Source organism: Gluconacetobacter sacchari (assembly GCF_014174255.1).
Classification (GTDB): domain Bacteria; phylum Pseudomonadota; class Alphaproteobacteria; order Acetobacterales; family Acetobacteraceae; genus Gluconacetobacter; species Gluconacetobacter sacchari.
This window is the reverse complement of the sequence record NZ_JABEQJ010000001.1, coordinates 119,889-145,020: the sequence shown is the minus strand read 5'-3', so window position 1 is coordinate 145,020 and position 25,132 is coordinate 119,889. Positions and strand designations below refer to the sequence as shown.

The window sequence follows — 25,132 nt, the reverse complement described above, 5'->3', positions numbered from 1 at the left end:
CTTTATCGTTCTCTCGATTGAAATGAGTGGAATCGGGTCATATGATCGGGAATGGCTGAGAAACTGGATCATTTTGATCGTGCATTGCTCCAGGCCCTGCAACGCGATGCCGGGCTGTCGCAGCGCGACCTGGCGGAGCGGATCGGGCTGTCGCAGAATGCCTGCTGGCGGCGGCTGCATGCGCTGCGCGAACGCGGGCTGGTCGGGCACCAGACGGTGCGGCTGGATCCCGAGGCGCTGGGGCTGGGGCTGACGGTCTTCGTGATGGTGCGCACGCGCCACCATTCGCGGGACTGGCTGGACCGTTTTCGCGAGGCGGTGGTGTCGGTGCCCAATGTGATCGATTTCTATCGGATCGCCGGGGATTACGATTACATGCTCAAGGTCGTGACCACGGACATGAATGCGTTCGACGCCATCTATCGCGCGCTGATCGCGCGGGTCGAACTGGATACCGTCACGTCCTACATGGCGATGGAGGCGATCTGCGACCGGCGGGACCTGCCGCTGTGACAGGTCCCTTCGGGTCTCTGGCGCGGTGGCTCAGAATTTGTTGATCGTGCCCTTGACGGCGGCTTTCGCCTTTTCGGCGGTGCCTTTCAGCTTCTGCGCCTCGCCTTCGGCTTCCATGTTCGGATTTTTCGTCACCTTGCCGACGCCGCGCTTGATCTCGCCGACCATCGTATCCGCATGGCCTTTGATCTTGTCTTTCAACTCGCCCATCTCGGTGCCTCCTTCGTTTCGCGCCTCTCGGGCCGGACGCGGGCAAGGAATGAAACGGGGGGTGCCGGCGGCGGTTGCCTGCGGCCCGGGCAGGGCAGGCCATGCAGCCATGCGCGGACCGGGTTACTGCCGCGCGTCGCCGATCGTCGCCTGATCGGGCGAGACTTCGCGCGTCCGGGCGGGCGTCCGGCCTTTCGCTGGGCTGGCAGCGGAGCAGGGAGCGGAAGGCGACAGGGCACCCCCGCCCATGTTCCCGCCGTGACGCGGGCCGCCCATGCCGCCCATGCCGAAGCCGCCGTCCATCCCGCCGTTCATCCGGCCACCGAAGCCATGGTGGCCGCTCATGCCGGCCAAACCGCCGCGTTCGGGGCGGCAGGCGCCGTCGGACTCGTTGCCGCAGGCGGCCAGCAGCGGCAGGCAGGCGGCGAGCAGGCAGGGGAAGAGGCGGCGGGGCAGCGGCATTGGGCGGGGCTCCGTGGATGGCATGGTCGGACCGATGATGGGCATCGGCGGCCGGGAGGGAAAGAAACGGCCTGTAACCGATCGTGACGTCATGAGGCGTCGGGGGTGAGGTGGAGCGCCAGATACAGCGCGACGATGTCCGCGCTGGATGCCAGGTCGATCTTGCAGAGGCGCTCGATCCGCCGCAGGCGGTAATCCAGGCTGTTGCGATGCAGGCCCAGGGCGGCGGCGGTGGGTTGCGGCCGCATGCCGTGGGCCAGCCATGTCCGCAGCGTATGCAGCAGCGTCGCGTGGCCGGAGGCCGCCAGCAGCGGGCGCAGCGGGGCGCGCAGTTCCTGCGTCCGCCAGTCCTGGGACGGTGCGTCCAGCAGGACCGCCAGGCGCATCTCGTCATAGAACAGGAGCGGGCGGGCGGGATGCAGGCGCCGCCCGACCTCCAGCGTCGCCTGGGCGGTGTGAAAGGAGCGGACCAGCCCGGTCGCGCCCTCGACGAAGCCGCCCAGCGCCAGGCGCAGTTCCAGACCGGTGGCGGCGTGGGCGCGGGCCAGCAGGCGGTGCGCCCGCTCGCGATGCCAGTCGAGGCTCCAGGTGCCCCGGCTGGTCAACGCCGGCTTCAGCACCGCGATTTCGTCCAGCGACAGCGGGGCGACCAGGTTGCCGCGTTCCGGCTCGCACAGCAGGGTGATCAGGTGATGGCGCTCGCCCAGCAAGGCCGCCGCGTCCTGGCCTTCGGAGCGGATCGCGATGATCGCGGCCACCCGGGGCTGCCGCAGGTCGATGCCGAGGCGGGCCGCCGACCGGGCCAGGGCGGGCGGCGTGGCGGCCTCGCGCACCAGGCTGAGCACCAGTTCCTCGCGCAGGCGGGCGTCGCGCGACTGGGCGCGGCTCTGGCTGGCATGGTCCAGCATCGTCTCGGCCGCCATGCGGACCAGTTCGGCGAAGGGGCGCAGGGTGCCGGGCGCGCCGGTCAGCCCGACGCAGCCCACGATCGCCTGGCCGATCCGCAGCGGCAGGTTGACGCCCGGCCGGGCGCCGCCGAACTGCCCGACGGCGCGGGGGGGGATTTCGACCGCGTTGCCGCGCGCCAGGACCAGCAGCGCGCCGTCATGGACCTGGCCCAGCCGCGCGGGGTCGCCGCTGGCGATGATGACGCCGCGCGCGTCCATCACATTGATGTTGCAGCCGGTGATGGCCATCGAGCGGTCGACGATCGCCTGGGCCAGGGCGGGGTCGATGTCGGGGCGCGCGACGGTGTCGCGGGGGCCGGGGGGAGCGGTTGGGGCCGGCGGCTGCATGGTGTTTGGTCATCTGCCCAGAATTTTGTGCCGATCCTGGCACATCCTTGATGCATATGCACCAAGACGGCGGACCGATTCTGCCCGTAGGGTCGCACCAAAGGCCCGGCGCCGCATGGCGTCGCGCCCCCGTCCGCATCCCGCCCCGGGACGTGGGCGGGCAAGAAAAAAGAACACGCATCGGGGAAGAATGATGCACGCAGTCTCCGTCGCCTCGTCGCCGGCCGTGGACCGGCTGGACGCGACCTTTCGCAAGGTCGCGGGCAGGGTGGTTCCGTATATTTTCGTCTGTTACCTGTTCAACTACCTGGACCGGGTGAATGTCGGCTTTGCCAAGCTGGACATGCTGGATGCGCTGCACATGTCCGAGCGCGCCTATGGGCTGGGGGCCGGGATCTTCTTTCTCGGCTATATCGCCTGCGGCGTGCCCAGCAACCTGATGTTGCAGCGCGTGGGCGCGCGGCGCTGGCTGGCGATGATCATGGTCGTGTGGGGCCTGCTGTCGGCGGCGCAGATGTTCGTGGCCGGGCCGGCCAGCTTCTACCTGCTTCGCTTCGTGACCGGGGCGGCGGAGGCGGGGTTCTTTCCGGGGCTGGTGCTGTATCTGACGCGCTGGTTTCCCTCGGCGCGGCAGGGACGGGCGCTGACCCTGTTCATGGCGGCGATTCCGCTCTCGGGCGTGGTGGGCGGCCCGCTGTCGGGCTGGATGCTGGCGCATTTCGCCCGGGCGCCGGGCGGGCTGGCGGCGTGGCAGTGGCTGTTCCTGCTACAGGGGTTGCCGACGGTCGTGCTCGGCCTCGGCATGCTGGTGCTGCTGAGCGACAGGGTCGAACAGGCGGCCTGGCTGGCCCCGGAGGAACGGGCGGCGGTCGGCGAGGCGTTGCGGCGCGACCGGCTGGAGCAGCCGAAGCAACTGGCCGACGGTTTCGGCGCCGTGCTGCGCAATCCGGCGGTGTGGATGCTGGGGCTGCTGTATTTCTGCATCCAGGCCGGGGTCTATGCGATCAATTTCTGGCTGCCGACGATCATCCGCTCCAGCGGTATCCATGATGCGGCGACGATCGGCTGGCTGAGCGCGGTGCCGTATCTGGCGGCCGGCCTGTTCATGATCGTCATGGGCCGTTCGGCCGATCGGCTGCGCGAGCGGCGGTGGCATCTGGCGGTGCCGCTGCTGATGGCGGCGGCCGGGCTGGCGGTGGCGGCGCGGTTTCCGGACTCGCTGCCCGTGGCGCTGGGCGCGCTGACCGTGGCGACCGCGGGTGCGCTGACCGGCCTGCCGATGTTCTGGCCGCTCTGCAACGGGTATCTCAGCCCCGCGGCGGCGGCGGGTGGGCTGGCGCTGATCAATTCGATGGGACAACTGGCGGGGTTCGCCAGCCCGTACCTGGTGGGCTGGATCAAGGATGCGACCCAGCGGACCGACGGCGCGCTGGCCCTGCTGGCGGCGATGGCGGTGCTGGGCGTGGTGCTGGTGCTGCGCATGCCCGCCTCGCGCGTCAACCGCTGAAATCCCGGGCGGCACAACAGGAAAATGATGGAGGGAAGGCAATGAAGGTCGTGATCGTTTGTGATTCCTTCAAGGAAAGCCTGTCGGCCTTGCAGGTGGCCGATGCGATCGAGGAGGGGTTTCGCGAAATCTACCCGCGCGCGGCCTATGTGAAGCTGCCGGCGGCCGATGGCGGTGAAGGCACCGCCGAGGCGCTGGTGCTGGCGACCGGGGGACGGATGCTGACCCGGGAGGTGACCGGGCCGCTGGGCGAACCCGTCATGGCCGCGTTCGGCATCCTGGGCGACGGACGGACGGCGGTGGTGGAGATGGCCGCCGCCGCCGGGCTGATGCTGGTGCCGCGCGACCGGCGGGACCCGCTGGCGGCCACGACCTATGGCGTGGGGCAGTTGATCCTGGCGGCGCTCGACGAAGGTTGCCGGCATGTCATCCTGGGGCTGGGCGGCAGCGCCACCAATGATGGCGGTGCCGGCATGGCGCAGGCCCTGGGCGTGTCGCTGCGCGACCGTGACGGCGTGGAACTGCCGTTCGGCGGCGGCGGGCTGGCCCGGCTGGCGCGCATCGACCGGTCGCGCCTCGACGCCCGGCTGGCGGATTGCCGGGTCGAGGTGGCGTGCGATGTCGATAATCCGCTGACCGGGCCGTCCGGGGCGTCGGCCGTCTTCGGCCCGCAGAAGGGGGCGACGCCGGACATGGTGCGCCTGCTGGATGACGGGCTGGCGGTGTATGCGCGGCAGGTCGCGGCGGCGGTCGGGCGCGCGATCGACACCGTTCCCGGGGCCGGCGCGGCCGGCGGGCTGGGGGGCGGGGCGCTGGCGTTCCTGGATGCCACCCTGCGGCCGGGCGTGGAGATCGTGATGGAGGCGCTGGGGCTGGATGCCATCCTGTCCGACGCCGACCTGGTGATTACGGGCGAGGGGCGGATCGACGGGCAGACGGTCCATGGCAAGGCGCCGATCGGCGTGGCCAGGGTGGCGCGGCGGCATGGGCGGCCGGTGATCGGCATCGCCGGCTCGCTGGGGCAGGATGCCGCCAGGGTGCATGCCCATGGAATCGACGCCGTCTTCAGCGTCGTCAACCGGCCCTGCACGCTGGAGGATGCCTTGGCGGAGGCGGCGGCGAATGTGCGGGTGACGGCGCGCAACGTGGCCGCCGCGACCGCGCTCTTTCGCGCCGGATCCGCTGGATGTAACGATTTCACCGACCGTTGATTTTATTTTATGTCAATCATGACAGAACGGAGACATCCGTGTCGAGCCGTGTGGCGCAGGCATGCGTCGGCCGCGAGTCCGTAGATGGTTATCTTTCCATGAATAACCGCGAAAACCGCTGTCCTTTTCGGGATGGCGTCGCGTTTCCGGCCTTATGAACATTAATTTAATTTAACTAAAAGACCATCGGGGTTTGTAACATAAGACACGAATTGAGCTGTATCCGGGCCATGGGCGTGCCCGACAGGCCGCGCCTGACGCCGGCTGAGGGGGACCGGAGAGAGACGCATTCTTGATCTGGTATCGGATTTCCCCGATGCTTCCCGGCAGGAGAGCAGGAGGCCCGGTGACAATCGGCGCGGATCGTAGCAGGGAGTGAGCGCGGCAGACGATCCATGATGTGCGTCGCGCGATCGATTCCGGGCCTGTTCAGGCGACAATGCGCGTTTTGATTCGTCGTGCGGCCAGCGGCCGGCGCGACTGTTCGTTTATGATGGTCTCGAAGAGAGCAGGGGAAGATTATGAAGACTAAGGGCGGTATCCGTATCGCGGTCGTGGGCGTCGGCAATTGCGCCAGCGCGCTGATCCAGGGCATTCATTATTACGGCCCGAACCGCCATAACGAGGAAGTCATCGGCCTGATGCACGAGAGCCTCGGCGGCTATCGTCCCAGCGACATCGAGGTGGTGGCCGCGTTCGATATCGACGCGCGCAAGGTCGGCACCGATGTCAGCCGCGCCATCTTCGCCGCCCCCAACTGCGTCGTGAAATTCGAGCCGGGCATCCCCGACAGCGGCGTGACCGTGCGGATGGGCGCGGTGCTGGACGGCTTCTCGGAGCATATGGCCCATCAGGACGAGAAGCGCACCTTCGTGAAGGCCGAGGCCGCCGAGCCGAGCCGCGAGGACGTGGTGGCCGAACTGCGCCGCAGCGGCGCCGAGATCCTGGTGAACTACCTGCCGGTCGGGTCGGAGAAGGCCACGCGCTTCTATGCCGAGTGCGCGCTGGAGGCCGGGGTCGGCTTTATCAACAACATTCCGGTCTTCATCGCCAGCGATCCGGAATATGCCGCCCGTTTCGCCGAGCGCAACGTGCCGATCATCGGTGACGACATCAAGTCGCAGCTCGGCGCCACCATCGTCCATCGCGTGCTGACCGACCTGTTCGCCAAGCGCGGCGTCAAGATGCTGCATACGTACCAGCTCAATACCGGCGGCAATACCGACTTCCTGAACATGAAGAACCAGGAGCGCCTGGCGTCGAAGAAGACCTCGAAGACCGAAGCCGTGCAGGCCGTCGCCAAGACGCGGATGGAAAACGAGGACATCCATGTCGGCCCCAGCGACTATGTGCCGTGGCAGAACGACAACAAGGTGTGCTTCATCCGCATGGAAGGCCATGCCTTCGGCAATGTGCCGCTGGAGCTGGAACTGCGTCTGTCGGTGCAGGATTCGCCCAATTCGGCCGGTGTGGCCATCGACATGATCCGCTGCTGCAAGCTGGCGCTCGATTCCGGCGTCGGCGGCGTGCTGGCGGCGCCCAGCGCCTATTTCTGCAAGCATCCGCTGGTCCAGTACACCGATGACGAGGCGTACAAGCTGGTCGAGGACTTCATCACCACCCACTCGACCGAGGTCGTGCCCGCCTGATGAAATGCCTGATCGTCGCCGCCGGGCAGGGCAGCCGCCTGCGTGACAAGGGGCCGCTCAAGCCCCTGGTCCCGATCCGGGGGCGCGCCCTGATCGCCGAGGTCATCGACCGTGCCCGCCGTGGCGGGGTCGATGAATTCGTCATCATCAACGGCTATCGTGGCGACGAACTGCGCACGGCGCTGGACGGCATGGCGGAATGCGACGGGGTGCGCGTCACCCATGTCCATAATCCGGCCTGGGACCGCGCCAACGGGGTTTCGGTCCTGTGCGCCAAGCCGTTTCTCGACGGGCCGTTCCTGCTGACGATGTGCGACCATGTGCTGGATCCGGACATCAATCGCCTGATGGCGTCGATCCCCGCCGGGCGGGATGGGGTGACGCTGGGGGTCGACAGCAATATCGAGCGCATGCTCAACGACCCGGACGATGTCACGCGCGTGCTGTGCCAGGCGGAGCGCATCGAGCGGATCGGCAAGGCGCTGACGGAATTCAATGCGTTCGATACCGGGATCTTCCGGTGTACGCCCGCCATGTTCGATGCCCTGGAGAGCAGCCAGGCCGAGGGTGAGGACAGTATTTCCGGCGCGATGAACACGCTGGCCCGCTGGCGCAAGGCGTATGTCCTGGATGTCGGCGCGCGCCTGTGGATCGATGTCGACGATCCGGTGGCGTATGACAAGGCCGAGCGGCTGATGGCCCAGGGGCTGCTTTGACGGAGACGGGCCTGACTTCCGTGGGTCAGGGCGAGGAAACAAGGGCGCCAGTCGTGTTGCAGCAGACCGATCCCGTGCGGCGCACGTCGGAAATCGAGGAACTGACCAACCTGCATGTCATCCATCCCGTCTCGGGGTGGCTGACGCGGCATTTCGCCCGCCTGGGGGTCGTGCCCAATGCGGTGTCGCTCGGCGGCATGGCGGCGGGCGTGCTCGCGGGGGTGGCCTATCACCATGTCGGCGACCCGCGTTTCGCGGTTGCCGGGTTCCTGCTCATGATCGTCTGGCATGTCATGGACGGGGCGGACGGCCAGTTGGCGCGCCTGACGGGCAGGCAGTCGCAGACCGGCAAGATTCTCGACGGGATCTGCGATTACGTGACGTTCGTCTCGGTCTATGTCGGGCTGGCGCTGGCGCTGTCCGCCCGCCATGGCGCCTGGGTCTGGGCGCTGGTCGTGGTGGCGGGGCTGTGTCATGCGGTGCAGTCCGCCGCCTATGAACGGCAGCGGCAGGATTATAATTTCTGGGGCTGGGGGCGCGGGTCGCCGCCGGCGACGCGGCGCGCCGCGCGGTCGGGCCGGCGCGTGGGCGACCTGCTGTACGGGCTGTACGGGCGGCTGGAGGCCCTGACCGCCGGTGGTGGAGAGGCAGGGTTGAACCAGCGCCTGACGGGGCTGCTGGCGGCGCATCCCGACCGGGAGGCGGTGCTGCGGCGGGCCTATCGCGACGCCTTCGCGCCGCTGCTGCGCGGCTGGTCGATCCTGTCGGCGAACTATCGGACCATCGGCATCTTCCTCTGCGTCGTCTGCCGGGTGCCGCTGGCCTATTTCCTGTTCGAGATCGTGGGGTTTTCCGCGATCCTGATGATGCTGCTGGCGCGGCAGCGCGGGTGCGATGCCGCCTTCCTGGCCGGGCTGGATGCCGATCGCCGCCAGACGGGCTTTGCGGTCGAGGCCCGGGCGTCCGTCGCGCTGTGAGCGGGCGCCGCGCCTATTCCCGGGTGTGGATGAAGAGATAGGCCGCCGACAGCATCAGCAGGACGGGTGGGGTCAGGGCGGTGACCGCCGGGTTCAGGTCCAGCAGCAATCCCAGCCGGTTGGTGATTTCCTGCCCCAGCGAGAACACGATGGCGATCGCGATGCCGACCGCCATCCGATAGCCCAGATTCTGCGATCGCGGCGGGCCGAAGACGAAGGGCGCGGCGCAGGCGATCAGCGCGATCATGGCGAATGGCGTGCTGATGCGCGACCATAATTCCTGCTCGTAGCGCGTGGCGGGCAGATGGTGCCGCTTCAGGTCCTGGATGTAGCGGTAGAGGGCGATGGGCGGCACGCTCTCGGGCGGCAGGCTGAGGAAGCGGATCTGCCGCGACGAGAGGAAGGCGTGCCAGGTCATGCTGTCCTGATGGCTCGTCCGGAACTGGTCGCCGACCACGGTCTTGCTGGTGACGTCGGCCAGTTGCCAGTCGTCGTCCGCGCCGATCGTCGCGTGATCCGCGTGCAGGTAGCGCGTCAACGCGCCCTGGTCGTCGAACCGGTAGATGTCGATGTCCTCGCCCAGCCGTTCGTTCACGAAGCGGCGGACGCCGAGGAACTGCCGGTCGCCATGGGCCCAGAAGGCGGTGTTGTCGTCCGACTGTCCGGAATCCGAGGCCAGGGCGGCGGTGCGGCGTTCCTGCGCCGCGTGGCGGGCCGAGGGGACGATGAACTGCCCGACCACGAACAGCAGCACGATCGTCGGCACGATCAGGCGCAGCACCGCGCCGATGATCCGGATTTCGGACAGGCCGATCCCTTGCAGCGCCGTCAGCTCGGAATGGCGGGCGAGGCCGCCCAGCCCGAGCAGGCAGGCCAGCAGCAGGGCGATCGGGGTGACCTGCATGAAGCGCGCCGGCGCCAGCAGGGCGGTATAGGCGGCGGCGTCGGCCAGGTGATAATGGCCCTGGCCGACATAGGAGAGCTGGTCGACGAATTCCAGCAGGCTGAACAGGGCGGTGAGGCCGGTGGCGACCAGCAGGAAAGCCCGCAGCGTGACGAACTGGATATAGCGGTCGAAGCGTTTCATGCCGCGCGGGCCCGTCGCGACAGCAGGTCGGCGATCTGCTCGCGCAGCATGAACGCCGTCAGGATCGCCAGCAGGCCGGGCGCCCACCAGATGCCGGGGATGGGGGGAACCCTGCCATGCTGGACCCAGGTGCGGGCCGACGTATAGAGCAGGTAGTAGACGAAGAAGATCAGGATCGCGGTCCCCAGCTTGCCGTAGCGGTTCTGCCGAGGGCGGCCCCGCGCGAGCGGCACTGCCAGCATCGCCAGCAATAGGGTGGTCAGGGGCGTGGACAGGCGCCACTGGAATTCCGCCACGTCCGCCGGCTTGTGCAGGGACGCGATGCGCAGGCTGTCGGTGGTCACCGCGCTGTCGTCCGGCGCCTCGACGACGTGGCGGTTCGGGTCCTGGGTGATCTCGCGCGCGGTCATGACCTGGTCGTGGCCGCCCGGGCGGGTGGCGATGTCGTAGATATGGGTGTTTTTCAGCCGCACATAGAGGTCGGCGTGGCCGCCGCCGTCCTCGGGCACCGGGTAGCCGAGTTCGGCATGGATGATCCGGATGTCCTCGGGACGGCGCAACTGGACGAAGATATCCCGCGCCGCGCCGTTGGGACCCTGTCGTCGGGTCAGGAAAATGACGCGGCCGCCATTCTGCACCACATAGAAGGTGCCGGGCTGCATCGCATCGACGTCCAGCGACAGTTCGGCGCTGCGCGACAGGGCATGCAGGCGGTCATAGGCCCAGGGGCGCACGACCAGCGACAGGATGCCGACCCCGATGGCGACGCATCCGGCCAGGACCAGGACATGGCGCAGCACCATGCCGGGGGTCACGCGCAGGGCATGCAGCGCCGTGATTTCGGAATTGCCGTACAGCGTGCCCAGCGCCAGCACGGTCGACAGGTAGAGTGCCACCGGCACCAGGACTTCCAGGCTGATCAGCAGTTTCAGGATGATCAGCTCGACGATCGTGTTGGTGGACAGCAATCCGTTCACCGCGTCGGACAGGAAGTCGGCGGCGCTGTAGCCGGCGAACAGCGCCATGCAGGCCGCCAGCATGAGCGCCAGGGGCTTCCCGATTTCGCGCAGGAGATAGGTGCGAATGATCAAGGTGTGAGAACCGTCTGTCGGGATGCGCGTCGCGTCGGACGGGTGCGGCCGGTGCCGGGTTTGAACGCGCCCCTGAAGCGCCGAGGATAAAAGAGCGGCCCGCTTTCGTCAAACCGGCCGGGCCCGCCGGGTCAGGCGCCCGTGGGCGGCAGGATCGGCGAGCGGGTGCGCAGCAGATGTTTCAGCCAGCGCCAGGACTGGCGCCGGTAGAGGCGCCGGTGGGACGCCTGCCAGGGCTCGGCGGGGTCGGGCGGGGCGGCCAGGCGCTCGGTGATCGCGGTCATGATCCGGCCGGCGCGGGCCTCCCATGTCAGGGTGCGGCTTTCCGCCAGCGCGGCTTCGGCGAGGCGGGCGGACAGGGCCGGGTCGTCGGTCAGCCGGCGCAGCGCGACCGCCAGGGCCTGCGGGGAATCCGGCTGGCACAGGCAGGCATTGACCTCGTGATGCAGGATTTCGCGCACGTCGGGGGTGTCGCCGGCCAGGATGGGGCGGCCCGAGGCCATGTAGAAGAACAGCTTCAGCGGCAGCACCGTCGAGCCGAAGCGCGTCAGGGGTTGCAGCGAAGGCGGGATCAGCAGGACGTCGGCCGCCGCGACGTACTGGCCCAGAGTGTCCGGCGGCTGGAACGGGACGATCCGGACGTTGGGCAGGGGACGGGCCATGGTCTCGATCGGTCCGTCGCCATAGGAGCCGACCAGGATGAACAGTCGGTCGGGCAGCAGGCGCGCCGCCTCGATGACCACTTCCAGCCCCTTCTTCTGGTTGATCCGGCCCGTATAGACGATCGTCCGCGTCGCGAGGGGGATGGACAGGGCCTGGCGCGCGGCGTCGGACGGCGGTGTCGTATCCAGCCGCCCGGGCTCGAACCCGTTATGGATGCAGCGGAGCTTGGCCGCGGGCACCCCGAGTTCGAGATATTTTCGCAGCGTATAGTCCGAGTGGCAGATATTGAGGATGAAGCGCGGATGGTTCATCAGCCGGTGGAGCCAGCCGCATAGCGGCGGGATCTGGTCGGGCCACGGGCGGTAATGGTCGAACACCACCCGCTGGCCGCACCGGATGGACATCCAGGCGATCCACAGATTGCGGGTATAGACCAGGTCGGCCCGCCGGAAGGCGCCGCGGCAGACGATGGTCAGGCCGCACATCAGATGGCGCAGCACCGCCGGGGCCAGCGGCGCCCAGGCCCGCACCACCGTCAGGCCGGTGGCCCGGGCCAGCGCCGCGCAGGCCGCCCGGCCCCGCATGGGAACGTGCAGGCGCGCGCGGGGGGCCAGGCGGGCTAGGTATCGGGCGGTCGTGACGAAGACTTCGGCGTCGGCCTCGGCACTCGGGAGCGGGTTTTCGAACGCGAAAAGGATTTCGGGCCGCCCCTCCGGGTTGCCCATATGGCCGCTCTGTCTCACTGGTCGCATTCATCCGCCTTCTGTCCGGGCGCGGGCCCGCCGATGGCGCATATGACCGGGAACGTCCGGGCCTGTCCAGAAGGATGCCGGGAGGCAGGCCGTGGCATCGGACATGCAACCATCATGGAGATCGTGCGCTGTGACTGCGGATGACGGGTCCAGGCGGACCGTGTCTGGTTGGGAGGAAACGGTCATGCCTGATCTGACCGCCATCGAAATCCTGTCGCACCTGACCGCGCTGCGCGCCCAGGTGTCGGGGCTCTGTTCGGCCTTACAGGCACCGCGGACGGTTGGGGATGGCGAGCGGGTGACGGTCACGCTCGACCGTGCCGTTCTCCGCCGGGTCGACGCTTGGCAGGCGCGGCAGTCGGACCTGCCGAATCGCGCGCTCGCGCTGGAACGGATGGTCGAGGCCTTTCTCGACCTGGATGCATGGGCCCGGCGGCCCGGCGCCGAAACGTGAGGCCGGCGCCGGGTTCGGGCGCGCGTCAGGGCCAGCCGGTCGCCGGAATGTCGAAATGAGCGATCAGTTCGTGGTCCGGTAGCTGCGCCAGTTCCTTGGGAAGGGCCAGAATCAGCTTGTCCCGGGCGATGTCGGCCAGGCCGGCCTGGATTTCGTGCAGCAGGTGGGCCGGCGCGGCCAGCACGAAACGGCTGATCGTGCCGTCCGTCGCGCCATGATTCAGCGTCTCGGCGATGGTGGCGGCGAAATGACCGGTGGGCGCGATGTGCCGGGTCGTGTGCAGCGCGTGTCCTTCGTGGCGCAGCAGGCGGGCGGTGTGCGCGTCGGCGACGACATAGGTCACGGGGTCGATCGTTGGCATGATCCTCTTCTCCCTCTCGAAGGTCGCATCATCCTTCACCCGAACGCCGTGGCGGGGAAGGAGGCTGCATCTTTCCCGGCATCACATTCCGTGATGCGCCCGACGATGGGGACCCCTGCGCCGCGACCAGCAGCCAGGCCCCCACCACCTGGAGCGGCAGGCCGGCCACCAGCATCACGAAGCCCGCCCAATGCTGGTCTTCGAGCGGAGTCAGGTCCCAGCGGCACAATACGTCCAGATAGGGGGCGTACAGCACGCGCGGCGCCGTCATCCACACCACGGCCACCACCGTCATGGGCAGGCTGCCCAGCAGCGCATAGGCGCCGGCCAGGGGATCGTGCCGGATCACGCGGCTGCCGGGCATCAACTGGGCCCAGAACAGCAGCCCGGCCAGCAGGTCCAGCAGGCCCAGCGGCGCGCTGAACAGCGCGTTGGCCAGGGATCGGTCGAGGATCGACGGCAGGCCGGTCGCCACCGCGAGGCCGCCGAACAGCGCGGCGGCCACGCCCGGATCGCGCCACCAGGGCGCGAGCCGGACGGGGGCGGCGGTGCCTGGCGCGGCGGTCGTGGCCAGGAGGAGAAACGGCGGCACGACCTGACCCACCACCATCAGGGCGAACGTATATTGGGTCATCGAGGCCAGCGGGTCGCGCAGCCCCAGGCCGGCGACCGTCAGCAGCGCCATGCCGATGCCCCCCGCCGCCAGCCGCCACGAGCCCCGACGATGCCGCGCGGCCAGCAGCAGGACCGCGCTGCCGCCCAGCAGGCCGGCGGCGATCCAGCCGGCCTGGAACAGCGGGCTCCAGCCCCTCATGACGACAGGACCGCGCGGATCTCGGCGGCCATCGTGGCGGGATCGCCCAACTGTGTCATGCCGTAGCGCGCGTGTGTCCGCCCATCCGGGCCCACCAGGGTCAGGACCGAGGTGTGGCTGATCCGGCCGTCGCTGCCCGTCCAGCCGATCCCCCAGGCGTGGGCTGTCCGGGCCAGTTCGGCGGGTGGGCCGGTCAGGCCGGTCGGGGTCGGCTGGAAATGGGCGAGAAAGCCGTGCAGCACCGTGGGCGTGTCATGCGCCGGGTCCAGCGTGACGAACAGTACCCGCGTCCGCGCCGCGTCGGGGCCCAGCCGGGCGAAGACCGGGCCCAGTGCCTCCAGCACCGTCGGGCAGACGTCGGGGCAGCGCACATAGCCGAAATAGACCAGTGTCGCGCGGCCCCGCAGTGTCGCCGGGTCGAACGGGTGGCCCAGATCGTCGCGCAGGGCCAGGGGCGGCGCGGGGAGCGGCGAGACGGGAGAGCCGAGCCGGCCGAGATCGCCGCGCCAGCCGGCATAGAGGGCGAGCAGTGCCGCGACGGCCGCCACGGCGCAGGCGGCGCGGCGCAGCGAGTGGCGTATCGGGGGTGCCCGCGCCGGCATGCCGCGTGGCCTACCAGAGAATCCAACCCGGCGCCCGCGTCACATGGTGCAGGAACGGCCACAGGATCGGGATATAGGCGGCGATGGTCGCCAGCGCCGTGATGCCGGTCAGGAGCCAGACATGGTCCAGCGCGCGGATCAGGGGCGAGGCCGCCCGGGCCGGATTGGGCGGTGAGTCGATGCTGTAGCTGGCCGGGCCGCCGAAGGACCGGGCGAAGGGGATGGGTGGCGGGGCCGTGCGCCGGCCGAACAGGATGGTGCCGAAGAAGACCGCGAAGAACGCGTAGCTGGCCACCCACAGCAGGACGCCGCCCGCCGCCACCAGCGCCAGCGGGACCGACGCCATGCCATAGAGCGCGTGATAGGTGTCGTGCGGCAGGGCGGAGACCCAGGCGCGGCGCGGCACGCCGTACAGGCCGGCCCATGTCATGCCGATGGCGAAGAGCGTCATGCCGATGAACCAGGTCCAGGCGGAGAACAGTGCCAGCCGGCGGCTGACCAGGCGGCGGCCGGTCAGGTGCGGCACCATCCAGAAGCTGATCGCCATGAAGGTCATGGCGGTGACGCTGCCGACGGTGACGTGGAAATGGCCCGGAATGAAGGTGGTGTTGTGGACGATGGCGTTGAGCTGCCAACTGCCGTTGACGATGCCGGTGGCGCCGCCGAGGATGAAGGTGATCGCCGCGAGGAGCTGCGCCGTGACGCTGGGATCGGCCCAGGGCAGGGCGGCGAACCAGCCGAACCAGCCTTTGCCGCCGCGCAGGCGGCCGGCATATTCCAGGCTCAGCCCGATGGTGAAGGCGGTGACGAGGCTGGGGGTCGCGACCGACATGGTCAGCACCACCAGGATGCCGCGCCAGATCGACGAAAAGCCGGGATCGGAGAACTGGTGGTGCGTGCCCACGGGCAGCGAGAAGATCATCAGCAGGGCGAAGGTGATCCGCGCCATCGGGTCCGAGATCAGCTTGCCGCCGACCTGGCGCGACAGCAGGCCGTACCACGAGACATAGGCCGGCATCAGCCAGAAATAGACGATGGGGTGGCCCGTCAGCCAGAACAGCGTGCGGTTGATGATCGGGTCGACGGTGCCGATCAGCCCCAGGGACCACGGATCGAGCTGGAGCACCAGCTCGGCCACCACGCCCACGCCGGCCAGCCCCCACATCAGCATGGTGGTGAGCGACATATAGGTGACCAGCGGCGTGATTTCGCCGGGGCGGTGCCGCCGCCAGGCCGCGCGCATCTCCAGCAGGATCGGCAGCGGCATCGTGCTGCCGAGGGCCAGCAGCGTGATGCCGATATAGAAGAACGGGCTGCCCTTGAGCGGCGGATAGAACGTCCACAGCACCGAGGACGAATTGTCGCCCATCGCATAGAGCACGCAGAGCGCGCCCGCGGCCATGACGGCGAAGCAGGCGCGCCACATCGCCATGTTGGGGGCGACCCCCATTTCGCGCGCCGGCAGGTAGACCAGCAGGCCGCAGGTGACGAAGAAGGTGAAGACGTAGCCGTTCATCACCCCGTGGATGGTCAGGCCCTGGTAATAGCTTTGCAGGATCGGGCGCAGGGCGGGATAGGCGTTCACGCCGTCGTAATTCAATGCCTGGAGGGGGCCGATCGTCGCGCCGACCAGCAGGGCGGAAAAGCCCGTGACCAGGAAGGCCAGCATCAGCCGGCGCATGCCGGCGGCGGCGCGGTCGGTCGCGGACAGGGGAAGATCGGAGGGCAGCGTGTCGGCCGCGATTTCGATGCTCATGGCGTGCCTGCCGGATCGACGATGATGCGGGCCACCATGGCGTGGTGGAACATGCCGCAATATTCGTTGCAGATGATGCGGAACAGTCCGGCATGCCGGAATGTGTATTTGACCGTGCCGACCACGCCGGGCACCGCCGTCAGGTTGACCGGCGTGCCCTGGATCTCGAACCCGTGCAGCACGTCGGCGCTGGTGACGTAGAAGGTGATTTCGGCGCCCTGGGGCACGTGGATCACGTCCGGCGCCCAGTGCCAGGCGCGGCCGACCATGTAGACCGCGTAGGCGTTCGGGCCGGTGCGGACCACCTTGCCGTCCTGGAAGGGGGCCTCGCGCGCCGGGGCCTGCGGGTCGGTCGCGTAGGATCGGGTGCCGGTCACCAGCCCGTAATCGTGGACGACGTAGAACATCGTCCCGATCGTCAGCAGCACCAGCATCACCAGCACGCCGAAGATCCAGAACCGCTCATGCCGCTCGGCCGAGGCGTGGAAGGCGGCTTCGAAAGGGCTCATGCCCGAATGATTGTCCATAACCGTTCCTTTCCCGTCACGCGCGATGCAGGAAGATCACCGAGACCAGGACCCAGACCGCCAGCACCGACGCCAGCAGCACGACGCTGACGACCCAGGTGCCGACCGGCCGGACCTCCATCACGGGGGGGGCGATGTTGCCATCCCGTTCGTCCGGCCTGTCCTGCTTGTTCTCCACGCTCATTTCGCGCCTCCCGCGCCGGGTGCCGGCAGGCTTTGCAGATAGGACGCGACGGCCTGCATGTCGGAGTCGGTCATCGCATGGGCTTCCGTCGCCATCATCTTGCCCATCGGGTCGCGCTGCCTGCCCTGGTGCCAGTGACGCAACTGTTCCAGCAGGTAGGGCGCGGACTGGCCGGCCAGATGCGGCGCGAAGGTGCCCATGCCCTGGCCCGCCGGACCGTGGCAGCCGCCGCACGGCATCACGCCCTTGCTCATGTTTCCTTTCTGGAACACCTCCTTGCCGCGCGCGCGCAGCGCGTCGCCCGCCGGGTCGCTTTCGACCGACGGCGGCTCGGGCAGGCCGGCATAATAGGCGGCGACATCCTGGATCTGCTTCGGCGTCAGCATCCGCGCGTACGGCGCCATCCAGATGCTGGCGCGCTTGTCGGTGGCGAAGAAGCCGAGCTGCTGCTCCAGATACGCGGCGGTGAAGCCGGCCAGGCGCGGGATGCCCACGTCCGGCTGCCCGGCGCCGTTCATGAGGTGGCAGGCCGAGCAGCCGACATGGCCGGTCAGGACACCGCTTTCGGCGATCGCCCGGCCCGCCGCCGGGTCCGGCGCGTCGGCCGCGCGGGACGGTCGCGCCGCCAGAAGGGTCGCCCCCAGGAGCGCCAGTGCGCCCGCTCGTCGCCAGCCTGGACGGATGATGCTCCCCGCCGCCTGATGCATGCCTTTCTCCCGTTCGGGCTTCCTGCCGATATGAAATGCTATAGGGGATCGCCGGAGATCGGGCACGCCCCCCCTCCAATTCGCCGGCGTCGCGGTTCGTGTTGTCCTTGCTTATCGTTCCGCCGGGTCTTCGGCCGTGACTGTCCGATGTCGCCGCCGGTCTGTCACGGGGGCGTCGCCGATCCGCGGACCGGACCTGTCGCAGAATTGAGACAGGACTGTGCGGCCCGGAGTGGCGGACCCGAAATATAGACGCAGGAATACGGGCGGCTTCATCGTGCCGGTCATAATCTCTGAAACGTGATTATAGTCAATCCGTATCGATGCCGGCGGGGCGCGAAGACGGGGCGCGTCGTTATTCTTGCTCGGCAGGGCATGGACTGTCGCAGTTTTGCGACAGTCCATGCCTGCCATGCCGATTCGGTGGCGTGACAGACGGGATCGAACGGGCAAATGCTGACGGGCCTGACACATAAGAAAGATAACGTGCAGGTGGAGCATCGTCAGGAACGGCTGCGGCCCGGCAAGGGTGACGGATCCTGTGTCCTTATCGGTCGTTAGATTGGTCCTGTCCTTGCAGGGCGGCGTCGCGGACGGTCGGGCGTGGATTTTTTCGCTGCGCTGGAATGCGTTCGGACGGTCCCTACCGGAAGAGTGTTGCGGGAGACCCGAGATGAAGTTTGCTTACCGTACCAGCGTCACCAGGCAGCCACCGCGCAGGGCGGTGCTGGCCCTGCCGCTTGCGCTGGCCTGTGCGACCGCGCTGACGGTTTCCTCGCCGGTTCGGGCGGAGGATCCGGCCGGCCCCTATCAGCCGGTGACGACCGAGCGGCTGAGCCACGCGGCGCAGGATAATGGCTGGCTGATGTATCGCCACGATTATTCCAGCACCGGCTATTCGGCCCTGGACGGCATCGATACCGCCAATGTCGCCCAGCTCAAGCCCGTCTGGGATTATGAGACGGGCTCGAAGAGCGGGCATGAGGCGCCGCCGATCGTCAATGGCGACTACATGTTCATCACCACGCCGAAAAACGGGCTGCTGGCCTTTCAGGCCAGCACGGGCAAGCTGCTGTGGAAATATCAGCGCGACCTGTCCGAGGTGGGGTTGAAGACGATCTGCTGCGACGTGGTGAATCGCGGTGTTGCCCTGTATGGCGACAATGTCTACATGGCCACGCTGGACAACCACGTGCTGGCGCTGGATGCCGCCACCGGCAAGGTGGTGTGGGACCAGGCGCTGGAGCCGCCTGACCTGGGCTATGCGATGACGCTGGCGCCGCTGGTGGTCAAGGGCCATGTCATCGTCGGCATTTCGGGTGGCGAGTATGGCGCGCGCGGCTTCATCGCGTCGCTGGATGCCAAGACCGGCAAGCAGCTCTGGCGGCAATCGACGATTCCGGCGCCGGGCGAGCCCGGCGGCGATACCTGGCCCAAGGGGGCCTACAAGACCGGTGGCGGCGCCACGTGGCTGACCGGCAGCTATGACCCGCAGACCGATTCGCTGATCTGGGGCGTGGGCAATCCGGGGCCGTGGCTGGCGGTGCTGCGGCCGGGCGACAATCTGTATACCGACAGCGTGATCGCGTTGAACCCCGCGACCGGCAAGATCAAGTGGCATTACCAGTACACGCCGCACGATACCTGGGATTATGACGGCACGAACGAGCCGGTGCTGACCGACCTGACCTATCAGGGCAAGACGTACAAGGCGCTGGTCAGCGCCAGCCGCAATGGCTGGTTCTATGCGATCGATCGGACGAACGGCAAGCTGATCTATGCCGAGAAATTCGCGCATGCGACGTCGGTTTCCGGCTTCAAGGACGGCAAGCCGATCACCGATCCCGCCATGCGGCCTGATGTGGACAAGGAAATCTTCACCTGCCCCAGCTTCCTGGGCGGCAAGAACTGGTGGCCGATCGCCGTCGACCCGCAGACCCATTTCGCCTACGTGCCGACCTTGCATACCTGCATGAAGATGAAGGGCGCGGCCGTCTCGTACAAGGCGGGCCTGCCGTTCCTGGGCGAGACCTTTACCGTCATGCGTGATCCGGAACATCCCGACGACTGGGGCTCGGTCCAGGCGATCGACCTGGATACCGGCAAGCAGGCGTGGTCGTTCAAATCCGCGCTGCCATGGAATGGCGGCATGCTGGCGACCGCCGGCGGACTGGTCTTCTCGGGCAGTGCCGACGGATACCTGTACGCCTTCGACGCGAAAACGGGCGCCGTGCTGTGGAAGAGTCCGAAAATGTCGTCGGGTGTCCTGGGTGTGCCCAGCACCTGGAAGGTCGGCGACAAGCAATATGTCGGCGTCTATGCCGGCTGGGGTGGCGGCGTGCCGATCTGGGGTGGCGACATGGCGAAGGATCCGCGCGTCCGTTCGATTCCGCTGGGAGGTCATCTGTATGTCTTCGCGCTGTAAGGAGGACCGCATGCGCATGAATATTGCCCGTCTGTCACGCCGTGCCCTGGTTTGCGCCGTGGCGGCCGGGGCCCTGCTGGCCGCCCGGCCGGCAGGAGCCACCGTTTCGGTCTGCATCGATTCCTCGAACCCGGCACATGCGATGGACCAGCGGGTCGTGGAGGCGGTGGCGCATCAGCAGGGCACCGATGCCGCGATCTATCAATTCGATGGCAGCGGCGCGGGCGACGATGACGGGTTCGACGTCAAGAGGTTCAGCACGCTCGCGGCCTCGCGCTGCGCGCTGGTGCTGGGCTTTCCCGTCGATGCCACGCATGGCGCCGTGCCCGAGGGGATGCGGGCGACGGCGCCCTATGCGCGGATGGGATTCGTGCTGGTGACGCCGCGCAGCCAGAATGCCGAAACGCTGGCCGACCTGCCGCGCGGGACGGACGTGGCGGTGACGTACCTGACGGCGCCGAACCTGTATTTCGTGAAACATCCCAACATCCAGGCCGATATCTACCCGACCGACGCGCAGACCATCGCCAGCGTGGTCCATCATACCAACCGGGCAGCGATGGTGTGGCGGGCCAGTGCCGTGGCCTATCTGCCCGGTGGTGAAAAGGCGCGCGATTACTGCCTGCATGCCCTGAGCGAACCCCATGCCGACTGGAACGTCGTGGCGTTGTACGGCCCCGGCGGCGCGACGGCGGCGGCCGAGTTCCAGAAAAGTGTCGAGACGCTGCGGCGGTCCGGCCAATTGGCTGCCCTGCTGCGGCCCTATGCCATGTCGCCGGCCAGCCCGATCGTCCTGGCGGCGGCGGAGACGCCGGCGGCCGCCCCGGCCGCCGGTGGGGAGAAGCCCGCGCTGTTTACCGCGGCGCAGGCCGATGCGGGCAAGAAAGCCTATGCCGACAATTGCGCGCAATGCCATGGCGACAATCTGGAAGGGATGGCCGGGCCGGCCCTGAAGGGGAAGAACTTCGCTTCGCCCAAGGCGAATTTCCATGTCGGCGATATCTTCACGATCGTGTCGCAGAACATGCCGGCGACCCAGCCGGCCAGCCTGCCGCACGACGTCTATGTGAACATCATGGCGTTTCTGCTCCAGCAGAACGGCATGCCCGCAGGATCGACCGCACTGACTTTCGACGGGGCCAAATCGTCGACCGTGCCGCTGGTCTATAGCGGAGACTGATCTTTCGCGAGGGCACTGGAATCGGGATTCCAGTGCCCTTTCGATCCCGAAATGCGTGCGCGCATTTCGGGAGCAGGATACCGGGGCATCCGCATCCAAGACGTGAGCGGAGCCTGTATAAGCAATGCGTAATTGGTAGTTCACGCTATAGTGGCGAACGCGTTATAAAAAAAACAAGAAACAGCGGAGTTTGTCAGATGTCGGCAAGACATTGGGCGCATGTGGGTTTGACAGCCGTCCTGGCTGCCGGTGGCGTGTCCATGCTGTCGGCCCGGTGCGCCAGGGCTGACGATTACAGTGATCTTCTTGATATCCTGCGGGCCAAGGGCGCACTGACGCGGGTCGAATATTCGACCCTGCTGGCCAGGCATCGTCATCATGCGGTCGAGCCGGCCTCGGCCCAGGGGTCGCGGCGGGGGCGGCGTGCCGAAGCCGCTTCGGACGGCGCGGTGATGCCGGCGGTGGTCGCCGCCCAGCGCGCGGCGGACAGCGCGGCGGCGAGCGCCCGTGCCGCCGAGGCCTCGATGCTGGCGGCGCGCAGCACGATCGACAGCCCCAGCGTGGTGCGGGTCGCGCCCTATGTTTCCGGCAAGGGGCTGACCTTCAAGGCTGGTCCGATCGATATCAATTTCTCGGGCTTCGTCAACGGGTTTTACAGCTACAACTCTCCCGGACACGGGTTGCCGGTGGCGGGCGGCCTGTCGAGCGGGGGCAGCGGGTTCGATTCGTCTGCGGTGCGTAACGGCCTGCTGCCGGCGGGCTTCGTCCTCAAACTGTCCACCACGCAGTCGGGGATCGACATGTCGGCGGTGCTGGGCCTGTATCCCGGCCTCAACAACGCCAATCCGGGCGCGTTCAACGCCAATTCCGGCGGCAGCCCGGTCGGGCTTGGCACCGCGGGCATCGATCTGCGTCAGGTCTATCTGACGGCGGGAACCAAGAGCTTCGGCACCGTGAAGCTGGGCCGCGACCTGGCGTTGTTCGGCTCCGACGCGATCCTGGAGGATGCGACGCTGCTGAGCGTCGGTTCGACCGGCAGCAATGCCGCGCCGGCCAATACCTCGCTGGGCCGTATCGGCCTGGGCTATGTGTATGCCGACTGGATTCCGCAGATTTCCTATGCCTCGCCGGTGATACACGGTTTCCAGGGATCGGTTGGCGTCTTCCAGCCGCTGGATGAGTTCAATTACGCAGGCCACGGCCTGTCGGCGGAATCGACGCAGCACAGTTCGCCGATGGTGCAGGGCAAGATCACCTACAGCTTCAAGATCGGCGACCTGAGCACGAAGCTCTGGTCCAGTTTCCTGATCCAACACCAGCAGGGCCTGACCAGTAGCCTGCTGACGCAGGACGAGCGGCGGGGCGCCATGGCCGAGGCGGGCGAAATCGGTGCCAAGCTGACCTACGGCCGGGCCCAGGCCGTGGTCTATTATTATCGTGGCAGCGGGCTCGGCACGACGGGCCTGTTCTTCGACGGGGTCGCGGCGAACGGGCGCAAGCGCGATTCGGAAGGATACTACGTCCAGGGCGCCTACAACTTCACCAAGCGTCTCAAGCTGGTGGGCAGCTACGGCGTCAGCAACCTGTATCTGGCGTCCGGCGATACCGCGACCGGGCTGGTCCGCCGCAACCAGTCCGAGGTTGGCGCGGGGTATTACGACCTGACGGACTGGCTGAAGCTGGTGGTCGAATATGCCCATACCCAGGCGGCGGCGCATAACGGCAACTCGGCCAGCGACAATACCGTCTCGGCCGGCGCGATCCTGTTCTTCTGACGTCTTTCCCATCCGGGGGCGCGTTTGCCCCCGGATGATATCGGCGCGGGTGCGCCGATGCCTTTTCGCTTTCCGATCGGCTACGCCGCCCCCCGCCCATCCATGGTTCCGCCCGCCTGTGTGGCGATGGCCAGCCGGATCAGGTCCGCGGTGCGGGCCACGCCCAGCTTGGTCTTGATCATCCCCGCCGTGTTGGCCACCGTCTTGTAGCTGACGCCGAGCGTCGCCGCGATGTCCGACAGGCTGCGCCCCTCGCCCAGAAACCGCATGATATCCAGGTCCCGGGCCGTCAGGCGGCCGAAATCGCGGCCGAGCACGTCGCGATGTTCGTCGAGCAGGGTGGCGATCGGGGTTTCGACGTAGCATTGTCCGCCCATTGCCTGCCGGATGGCGTCCAGCAGGTCGTCGGCGCCGATCGTTTTCGAGACATAGCCGGTTGCTCCGGCATCCAGCGCCCGGCGCGCGTAGATCGGGTCGGCATGCATGCTCAGGACCAGCACGCGCAGGCCGGCATCGCGCAGGCGGGGCACCAGCCACAGGCCGCCGGCGCCGGGCAGGCCCAGATCCAGCACCACCAGGTCCGGCCGCGCGCGCAGGGCGACCTCCAGGGCGGTCGGGGTGTCGGCCGCTTCGAGGATCGTGGCGCCCAGCGACGCGGACAGCAATTGCCCCAGGCCCGCGCGTACCACCGTGTGGTCGTCCACCAGAAGAATGTTCATGCGTCGTGCGCCTCCGGCGCCATGGGGTGGGGGATGAGAGGGTGGTCCGGGTCGGGCAGGCTGGCGAGGACGGTCCAGCCCCGTTCGCGGGTGATCTCCAGGGATCCGCCCAGGGCCGCGAGCCGGCAGTGCATGCCGGCGAGGCCGAAGCCCGGCGCGTGGGGGCCTGCCGTGCCGTCGTCATGGACCGACAGGACGATCCGTCCGCCGCCGCGCGTGGCGTGGAGCGCGATGCGCGAGGGCCGGCCGTGGCGCGCGGCGTTGCTGACGGCTTCCTGTGCCACGTGGGACAGGGCGTCGTCCGTCATGTCGTCCAGGGTGGCGAGTGCCGGATCGCAGAAAACCGTGAAGACGATGTGCGGAGCGACAATGTTCCAGAACAGGACGATCCCTTCCAGCGTGTCGGGAAGCCTGTGGCCGGGGGTGTCGTGCAGCCGTTGCAGAATCGCGCGCAGGGTGCGCTGGATCGAGCCGGTGGCATCCTGGATGGCGCGGACCTGCGCGGGGATGGCGTCGTGCCGGCCCTCCTGGGCGGCGCGGGCGAGCGTCGCGGTGAAGGTGGTGATGCCGAACAGCAGGGGGCCGACCTCGTCATGCAGGTCGCGCGCGATATCGGCGCGTTCTTCTTCCGCGATGCGCGTGACCTGGTCCTGGAGGTGCCGGTTCTGCGCGGTCGCGGTGCGCAGGGCGCGGGCCATGCGATTGAAGGACGCGGCCTGGCCCGCGATATCGGCGGGGCCGGCCTCGGGCAGGTCCACCATCTCCTCGCCCGCCGCGATGCGGGCGTACCCGTCGGACAGGGTGGCCAGCGGGCGCAGGCCGCGTATCACGACGACGCAGCATGATCCGGCGATCAGCAGGACCAGCAGGGTGATGGTGGCGAGCTGGACCCTCAATTCGCCCCAGCGTTCCGCGGCCTCGTTGGTCGCATCCGCCCGCAGGCGCAGGTGCCATCCCGCGGGAAGGCCGGTAGGGGTGAGGATCACCGGCGCCATGGCCGGAGCGGTGGCGCGCAGGAACCAGGCGGGCGGGCGCGGTCCGGCCGCCAGGCGGGACTGGTGCAGGACCTGTCCGGTGTGATCCGTGATCTGGGCCTGTATGTGGCGGTTGCCGTCGAAACTGTCGCAGAGTGTCGCAGGCCATCCGGCGGCTGAGGCGGCCGGCGGGGGCGGTGTGGCGGCCATATCGGCGCGGGCGTTCGCCAGCGCGGCGGCCAGTTCCACCCGGATCGAGCGTGTTGCCTGCCATGCGGCCAGGCCGGACCCGGCCGCCAGGCCGATGAGGGCCGCCATGGCAAGCGCTCGCAGCAGGCGGCCCAGCAGGCTGAGGCGCGTGCCGAAGGGCCACGACGGGAGAAATCCTGTCCAGCGCGGAGGATTTTTACGATGTTCGGGAAAATGTCCCATCGACTTCCCTGATCCCGTCCGATCTGATGACCGCGTGGCATGCCAATCCAAAGAGAAGAATAAACGCATGTTTGAAAAGATGATTGGAC

At 68.0% G+C, this 25,132-nt stretch carries 25 protein-coding genes; 10 read left to right on the top strand and 15 right to left on the bottom strand.

The annotated features are described in order from the left end of the window. The first annotated feature begins 51 nt into the window (after positions 1-51). Positions 52-513, top strand: coding sequence for an Lrp/AsnC family transcriptional regulator (locus HLH48_RS00655; protein ID WP_182995568.1), 462 nt, complete (start codon positions 52-54; stop codon positions 511-513). 30 nt (positions 514-543) lie between these two features. Here HLH48_RS00655 and HLH48_RS00650 read toward each other — a convergent pair whose 3' ends face one another. The 3 genes from HLH48_RS00650 to HLH48_RS00640 all read right to left on the bottom strand — a co-directional run bounded on the left by HLH48_RS00650 (position 544) and on the right by HLH48_RS00640 (position 2,480). Beyond that, the gene (locus tag HLH48_RS00650; protein WP_182995567.1) at positions 544-723 is read right to left on the bottom strand and encodes a CsbD family protein; all 180 of its coding nucleotides are present in this window, start codon (positions 721-723) and stop codon (positions 544-546) included. Positions 724-846: 123 nt separating this feature from the next. Continuing rightward, on the bottom strand, positions 847-1,185 hold the full coding sequence (locus HLH48_RS00645) for a hypothetical protein (RefSeq protein WP_182995566.1): 339 nt from the start codon (positions 1,183-1,185) through the stop codon (positions 847-849). Positions 1,186-1,274: 89 nt separating this feature from the next. After that, positions 1,275-2,480: a sugar diacid recognition domain-containing protein gene (locus HLH48_RS00640; RefSeq protein ID WP_182995565.1), complete on the bottom strand. Its 1,206-nt coding sequence runs from the start codon at positions 2,478-2,480 to the stop codon at positions 1,275-1,277. A 190-nt stretch (positions 2,481-2,670) separates the two neighbouring features. Here HLH48_RS00640 and HLH48_RS00635 point away from each other — a divergent pair, with 190 nt between their 5' ends. From HLH48_RS00635 to HLH48_RS00615, 5 genes are all read left to right on the top strand, one after another. Then, on the top strand, positions 2,671-3,987 hold the full coding sequence (locus HLH48_RS00635) for an MFS transporter (RefSeq protein ID WP_246386615.1): 1,317 nt from the start codon (positions 2,671-2,673) through the stop codon (positions 3,985-3,987). Between the two features lie 41 nt (positions 3,988-4,028). Continuing rightward, positions 4,029-5,198 carry a glycerate kinase gene (locus tag HLH48_RS00630; RefSeq protein WP_182995564.1) on the top strand — a complete coding sequence of 390 codons (1,170 nt, stop codon included), beginning with the start codon at positions 4,029-4,031 and terminating at the stop codon, positions 5,196-5,198. A gap of 521 nt (positions 5,199-5,719) precedes the next feature. Next, a complete protein-coding gene (locus HLH48_RS00625; protein ID WP_182995563.1) occupies positions 5,720-6,847 on the top strand; it encodes an inositol-3-phosphate synthase in 1,128 nt (375 codons plus the stop codon). Then, positions 6,847-7,563: a phosphocholine cytidylyltransferase family protein gene (locus HLH48_RS00620; RefSeq protein ID WP_182995562.1), complete on the top strand. Its 717-nt coding sequence runs from the start codon at positions 6,847-6,849 to the stop codon at positions 7,561-7,563. The genes HLH48_RS00625 and HLH48_RS00620 overlap by 1 nt, the downstream gene beginning before the upstream one ends. Positions 7,564-7,616: 53 nt before the next feature. Further along, on the top strand, positions 7,617-8,540 hold the full coding sequence (locus HLH48_RS00615) for a CDP-alcohol phosphatidyltransferase family protein (protein WP_343065384.1): 924 nt from the start codon (positions 7,617-7,619) through the stop codon (positions 8,538-8,540). 13 nt (positions 8,541-8,553) lie between these two features. Here HLH48_RS00615 and lptG read toward each other — a convergent pair whose 3' ends face one another. The 3 genes from lptG to HLH48_RS00600 all read right to left on the bottom strand — a co-directional run bounded on the left by lptG (position 8,554) and on the right by HLH48_RS00600 (position 12,133). Beyond that, positions 8,554-9,627: an LPS export ABC transporter permease LptG gene (gene lptG, locus HLH48_RS00610; protein ID WP_182995561.1), complete on the bottom strand. Its 1,074-nt coding sequence runs from the start codon at positions 9,625-9,627 to the stop codon at positions 8,554-8,556. Further along, positions 9,624-10,718: an LPS export ABC transporter permease LptF gene (gene lptF / locus HLH48_RS00605; protein ID WP_182995560.1), complete on the bottom strand. Its 1,095-nt coding sequence runs from the start codon at positions 10,716-10,718 to the stop codon at positions 9,624-9,626. Before lptF ends, lptG begins: the two co-directional genes overlap by 4 nt. A 131-nt stretch (positions 10,719-10,849) precedes the next feature. Continuing rightward, positions 10,850-12,133, bottom strand: a complete 1,284-nt coding sequence (locus HLH48_RS00600; RefSeq protein WP_246386613.1) for a glycosyltransferase — start codon at positions 12,131-12,133, stop codon at positions 10,850-10,852. A gap of 184 nt (positions 12,134-12,317) precedes the next feature. Here HLH48_RS00600 and HLH48_RS00595 point away from each other — a divergent pair, with 184 nt between their 5' ends. Then, positions 12,318-12,587 carry a hypothetical protein gene (locus HLH48_RS00595; RefSeq protein ID WP_182995559.1) on the top strand — a complete coding sequence of 90 codons (270 nt, stop codon included), beginning with the start codon at positions 12,318-12,320 and terminating at the stop codon, positions 12,585-12,587. 25 nt (positions 12,588-12,612) lie between these two features. Here the strand turns inward: HLH48_RS00595 and HLH48_RS00590 are convergent, their stop codons facing one another. Genes HLH48_RS00590 through HLH48_RS00560 form a run of 7 tightly spaced genes read right to left on the bottom strand, consistent with a single transcriptional unit; the run spans position 12,613 to position 17,538 of the window. Continuing rightward, positions 12,613-12,948: a host attachment protein gene (locus tag HLH48_RS00590; protein ID WP_182995558.1), complete on the bottom strand. Its 336-nt coding sequence runs from the start codon at positions 12,946-12,948 to the stop codon at positions 12,613-12,615. 28 nt (positions 12,949-12,976) lie between these two features. After that, positions 12,977-13,762 (bottom strand): cytochrome c oxidase assembly protein, encoded by a 786-nt coding sequence (locus tag HLH48_RS00585; protein WP_182995557.1) that lies wholly within the window; start codon positions 13,760-13,762, stop codon positions 12,977-12,979. Then, positions 13,759-14,364 carry an SCO family protein gene (locus HLH48_RS00580; protein ID WP_182995556.1) on the bottom strand — a complete coding sequence of 202 codons (606 nt, stop codon included), beginning with the start codon at positions 14,362-14,364 and terminating at the stop codon, positions 13,759-13,761. The genes HLH48_RS00585 and HLH48_RS00580 overlap by 4 nt, the downstream gene beginning before the upstream one ends. A 10-nt stretch (positions 14,365-14,374) precedes the next feature. Further along, positions 14,375-16,120, bottom strand: a complete 1,746-nt coding sequence (locus HLH48_RS00575) for a cbb3-type cytochrome c oxidase subunit I (protein WP_182995555.1) — start codon at positions 16,118-16,120, stop codon at positions 14,375-14,377. Then, a complete protein-coding gene (locus HLH48_RS00570; protein WP_182995554.1) occupies positions 16,117-16,629 on the bottom strand; it encodes a cytochrome c oxidase subunit II in 513 nt (170 codons plus the stop codon). The genes HLH48_RS00575 and HLH48_RS00570 overlap by 4 nt, the downstream gene beginning before the upstream one ends. A 34-nt stretch (positions 16,630-16,663) precedes the next feature. Further along, positions 16,664-16,831 carry a hypothetical protein gene (locus HLH48_RS00565; protein WP_182995553.1) on the bottom strand — a complete coding sequence of 56 codons (168 nt, stop codon included), beginning with the start codon at positions 16,829-16,831 and terminating at the stop codon, positions 16,664-16,666. Continuing rightward, complete coding sequence (locus HLH48_RS00560) at positions 16,828-17,538, bottom strand: c-type cytochrome (RefSeq protein WP_182995552.1); 711 nt, start codon at positions 17,536-17,538, stop codon at positions 16,828-16,830. Before HLH48_RS00560 ends, HLH48_RS00565 begins: the two co-directional genes overlap by 4 nt. A 673-nt stretch (positions 17,539-18,211) precedes the next feature. Here HLH48_RS00560 and HLH48_RS00555 point away from each other — a divergent pair. The 3 genes from HLH48_RS00555 (at position 18,212) to HLH48_RS00545 (ending at position 22,918) form a co-directional block, all read left to right on the top strand. Then, positions 18,212-19,963: a methanol/ethanol family PQQ-dependent dehydrogenase gene (locus HLH48_RS00555; protein WP_182995551.1), complete on the top strand. Its 1,752-nt coding sequence runs from the start codon at positions 18,212-18,214 to the stop codon at positions 19,961-19,963. Positions 19,964-19,979: 16 nt separating this feature from the next. Continuing rightward, on the top strand, positions 19,980-21,143 hold the full coding sequence (locus HLH48_RS00550) for a c-type cytochrome (protein ID WP_182995550.1): 1,164 nt from the start codon (positions 19,980-19,982) through the stop codon (positions 21,141-21,143). A gap of 197 nt (positions 21,144-21,340) precedes the next feature. Further along, a complete protein-coding gene (locus tag HLH48_RS00545) occupies positions 21,341-22,918 on the top strand; it encodes a porin (protein WP_182995549.1) in 1,578 nt (525 codons plus the stop codon). 80 nt (positions 22,919-22,998) lie between these two features. Here the strand turns inward: HLH48_RS00545 and HLH48_RS00540 are convergent, their stop codons facing one another. Both HLH48_RS00540 and HLH48_RS00535 read right to left on the bottom strand, forming a co-directional pair. Next, the gene (locus tag HLH48_RS00540) at positions 22,999-23,637 is read right to left on the bottom strand and encodes a response regulator transcription factor (protein WP_182995548.1); all 639 of its coding nucleotides are present in this window, start codon (positions 23,635-23,637) and stop codon (positions 22,999-23,001) included. After that, a complete protein-coding gene (locus tag HLH48_RS00535) occupies positions 23,634-25,043 on the bottom strand; it encodes a sensor histidine kinase (protein WP_182995547.1) in 1,410 nt (469 codons plus the stop codon). The genes HLH48_RS00540 and HLH48_RS00535 overlap by 4 nt, the downstream gene beginning before the upstream one ends. Positions 25,044-25,132: the final 89 nt, after the last annotated feature.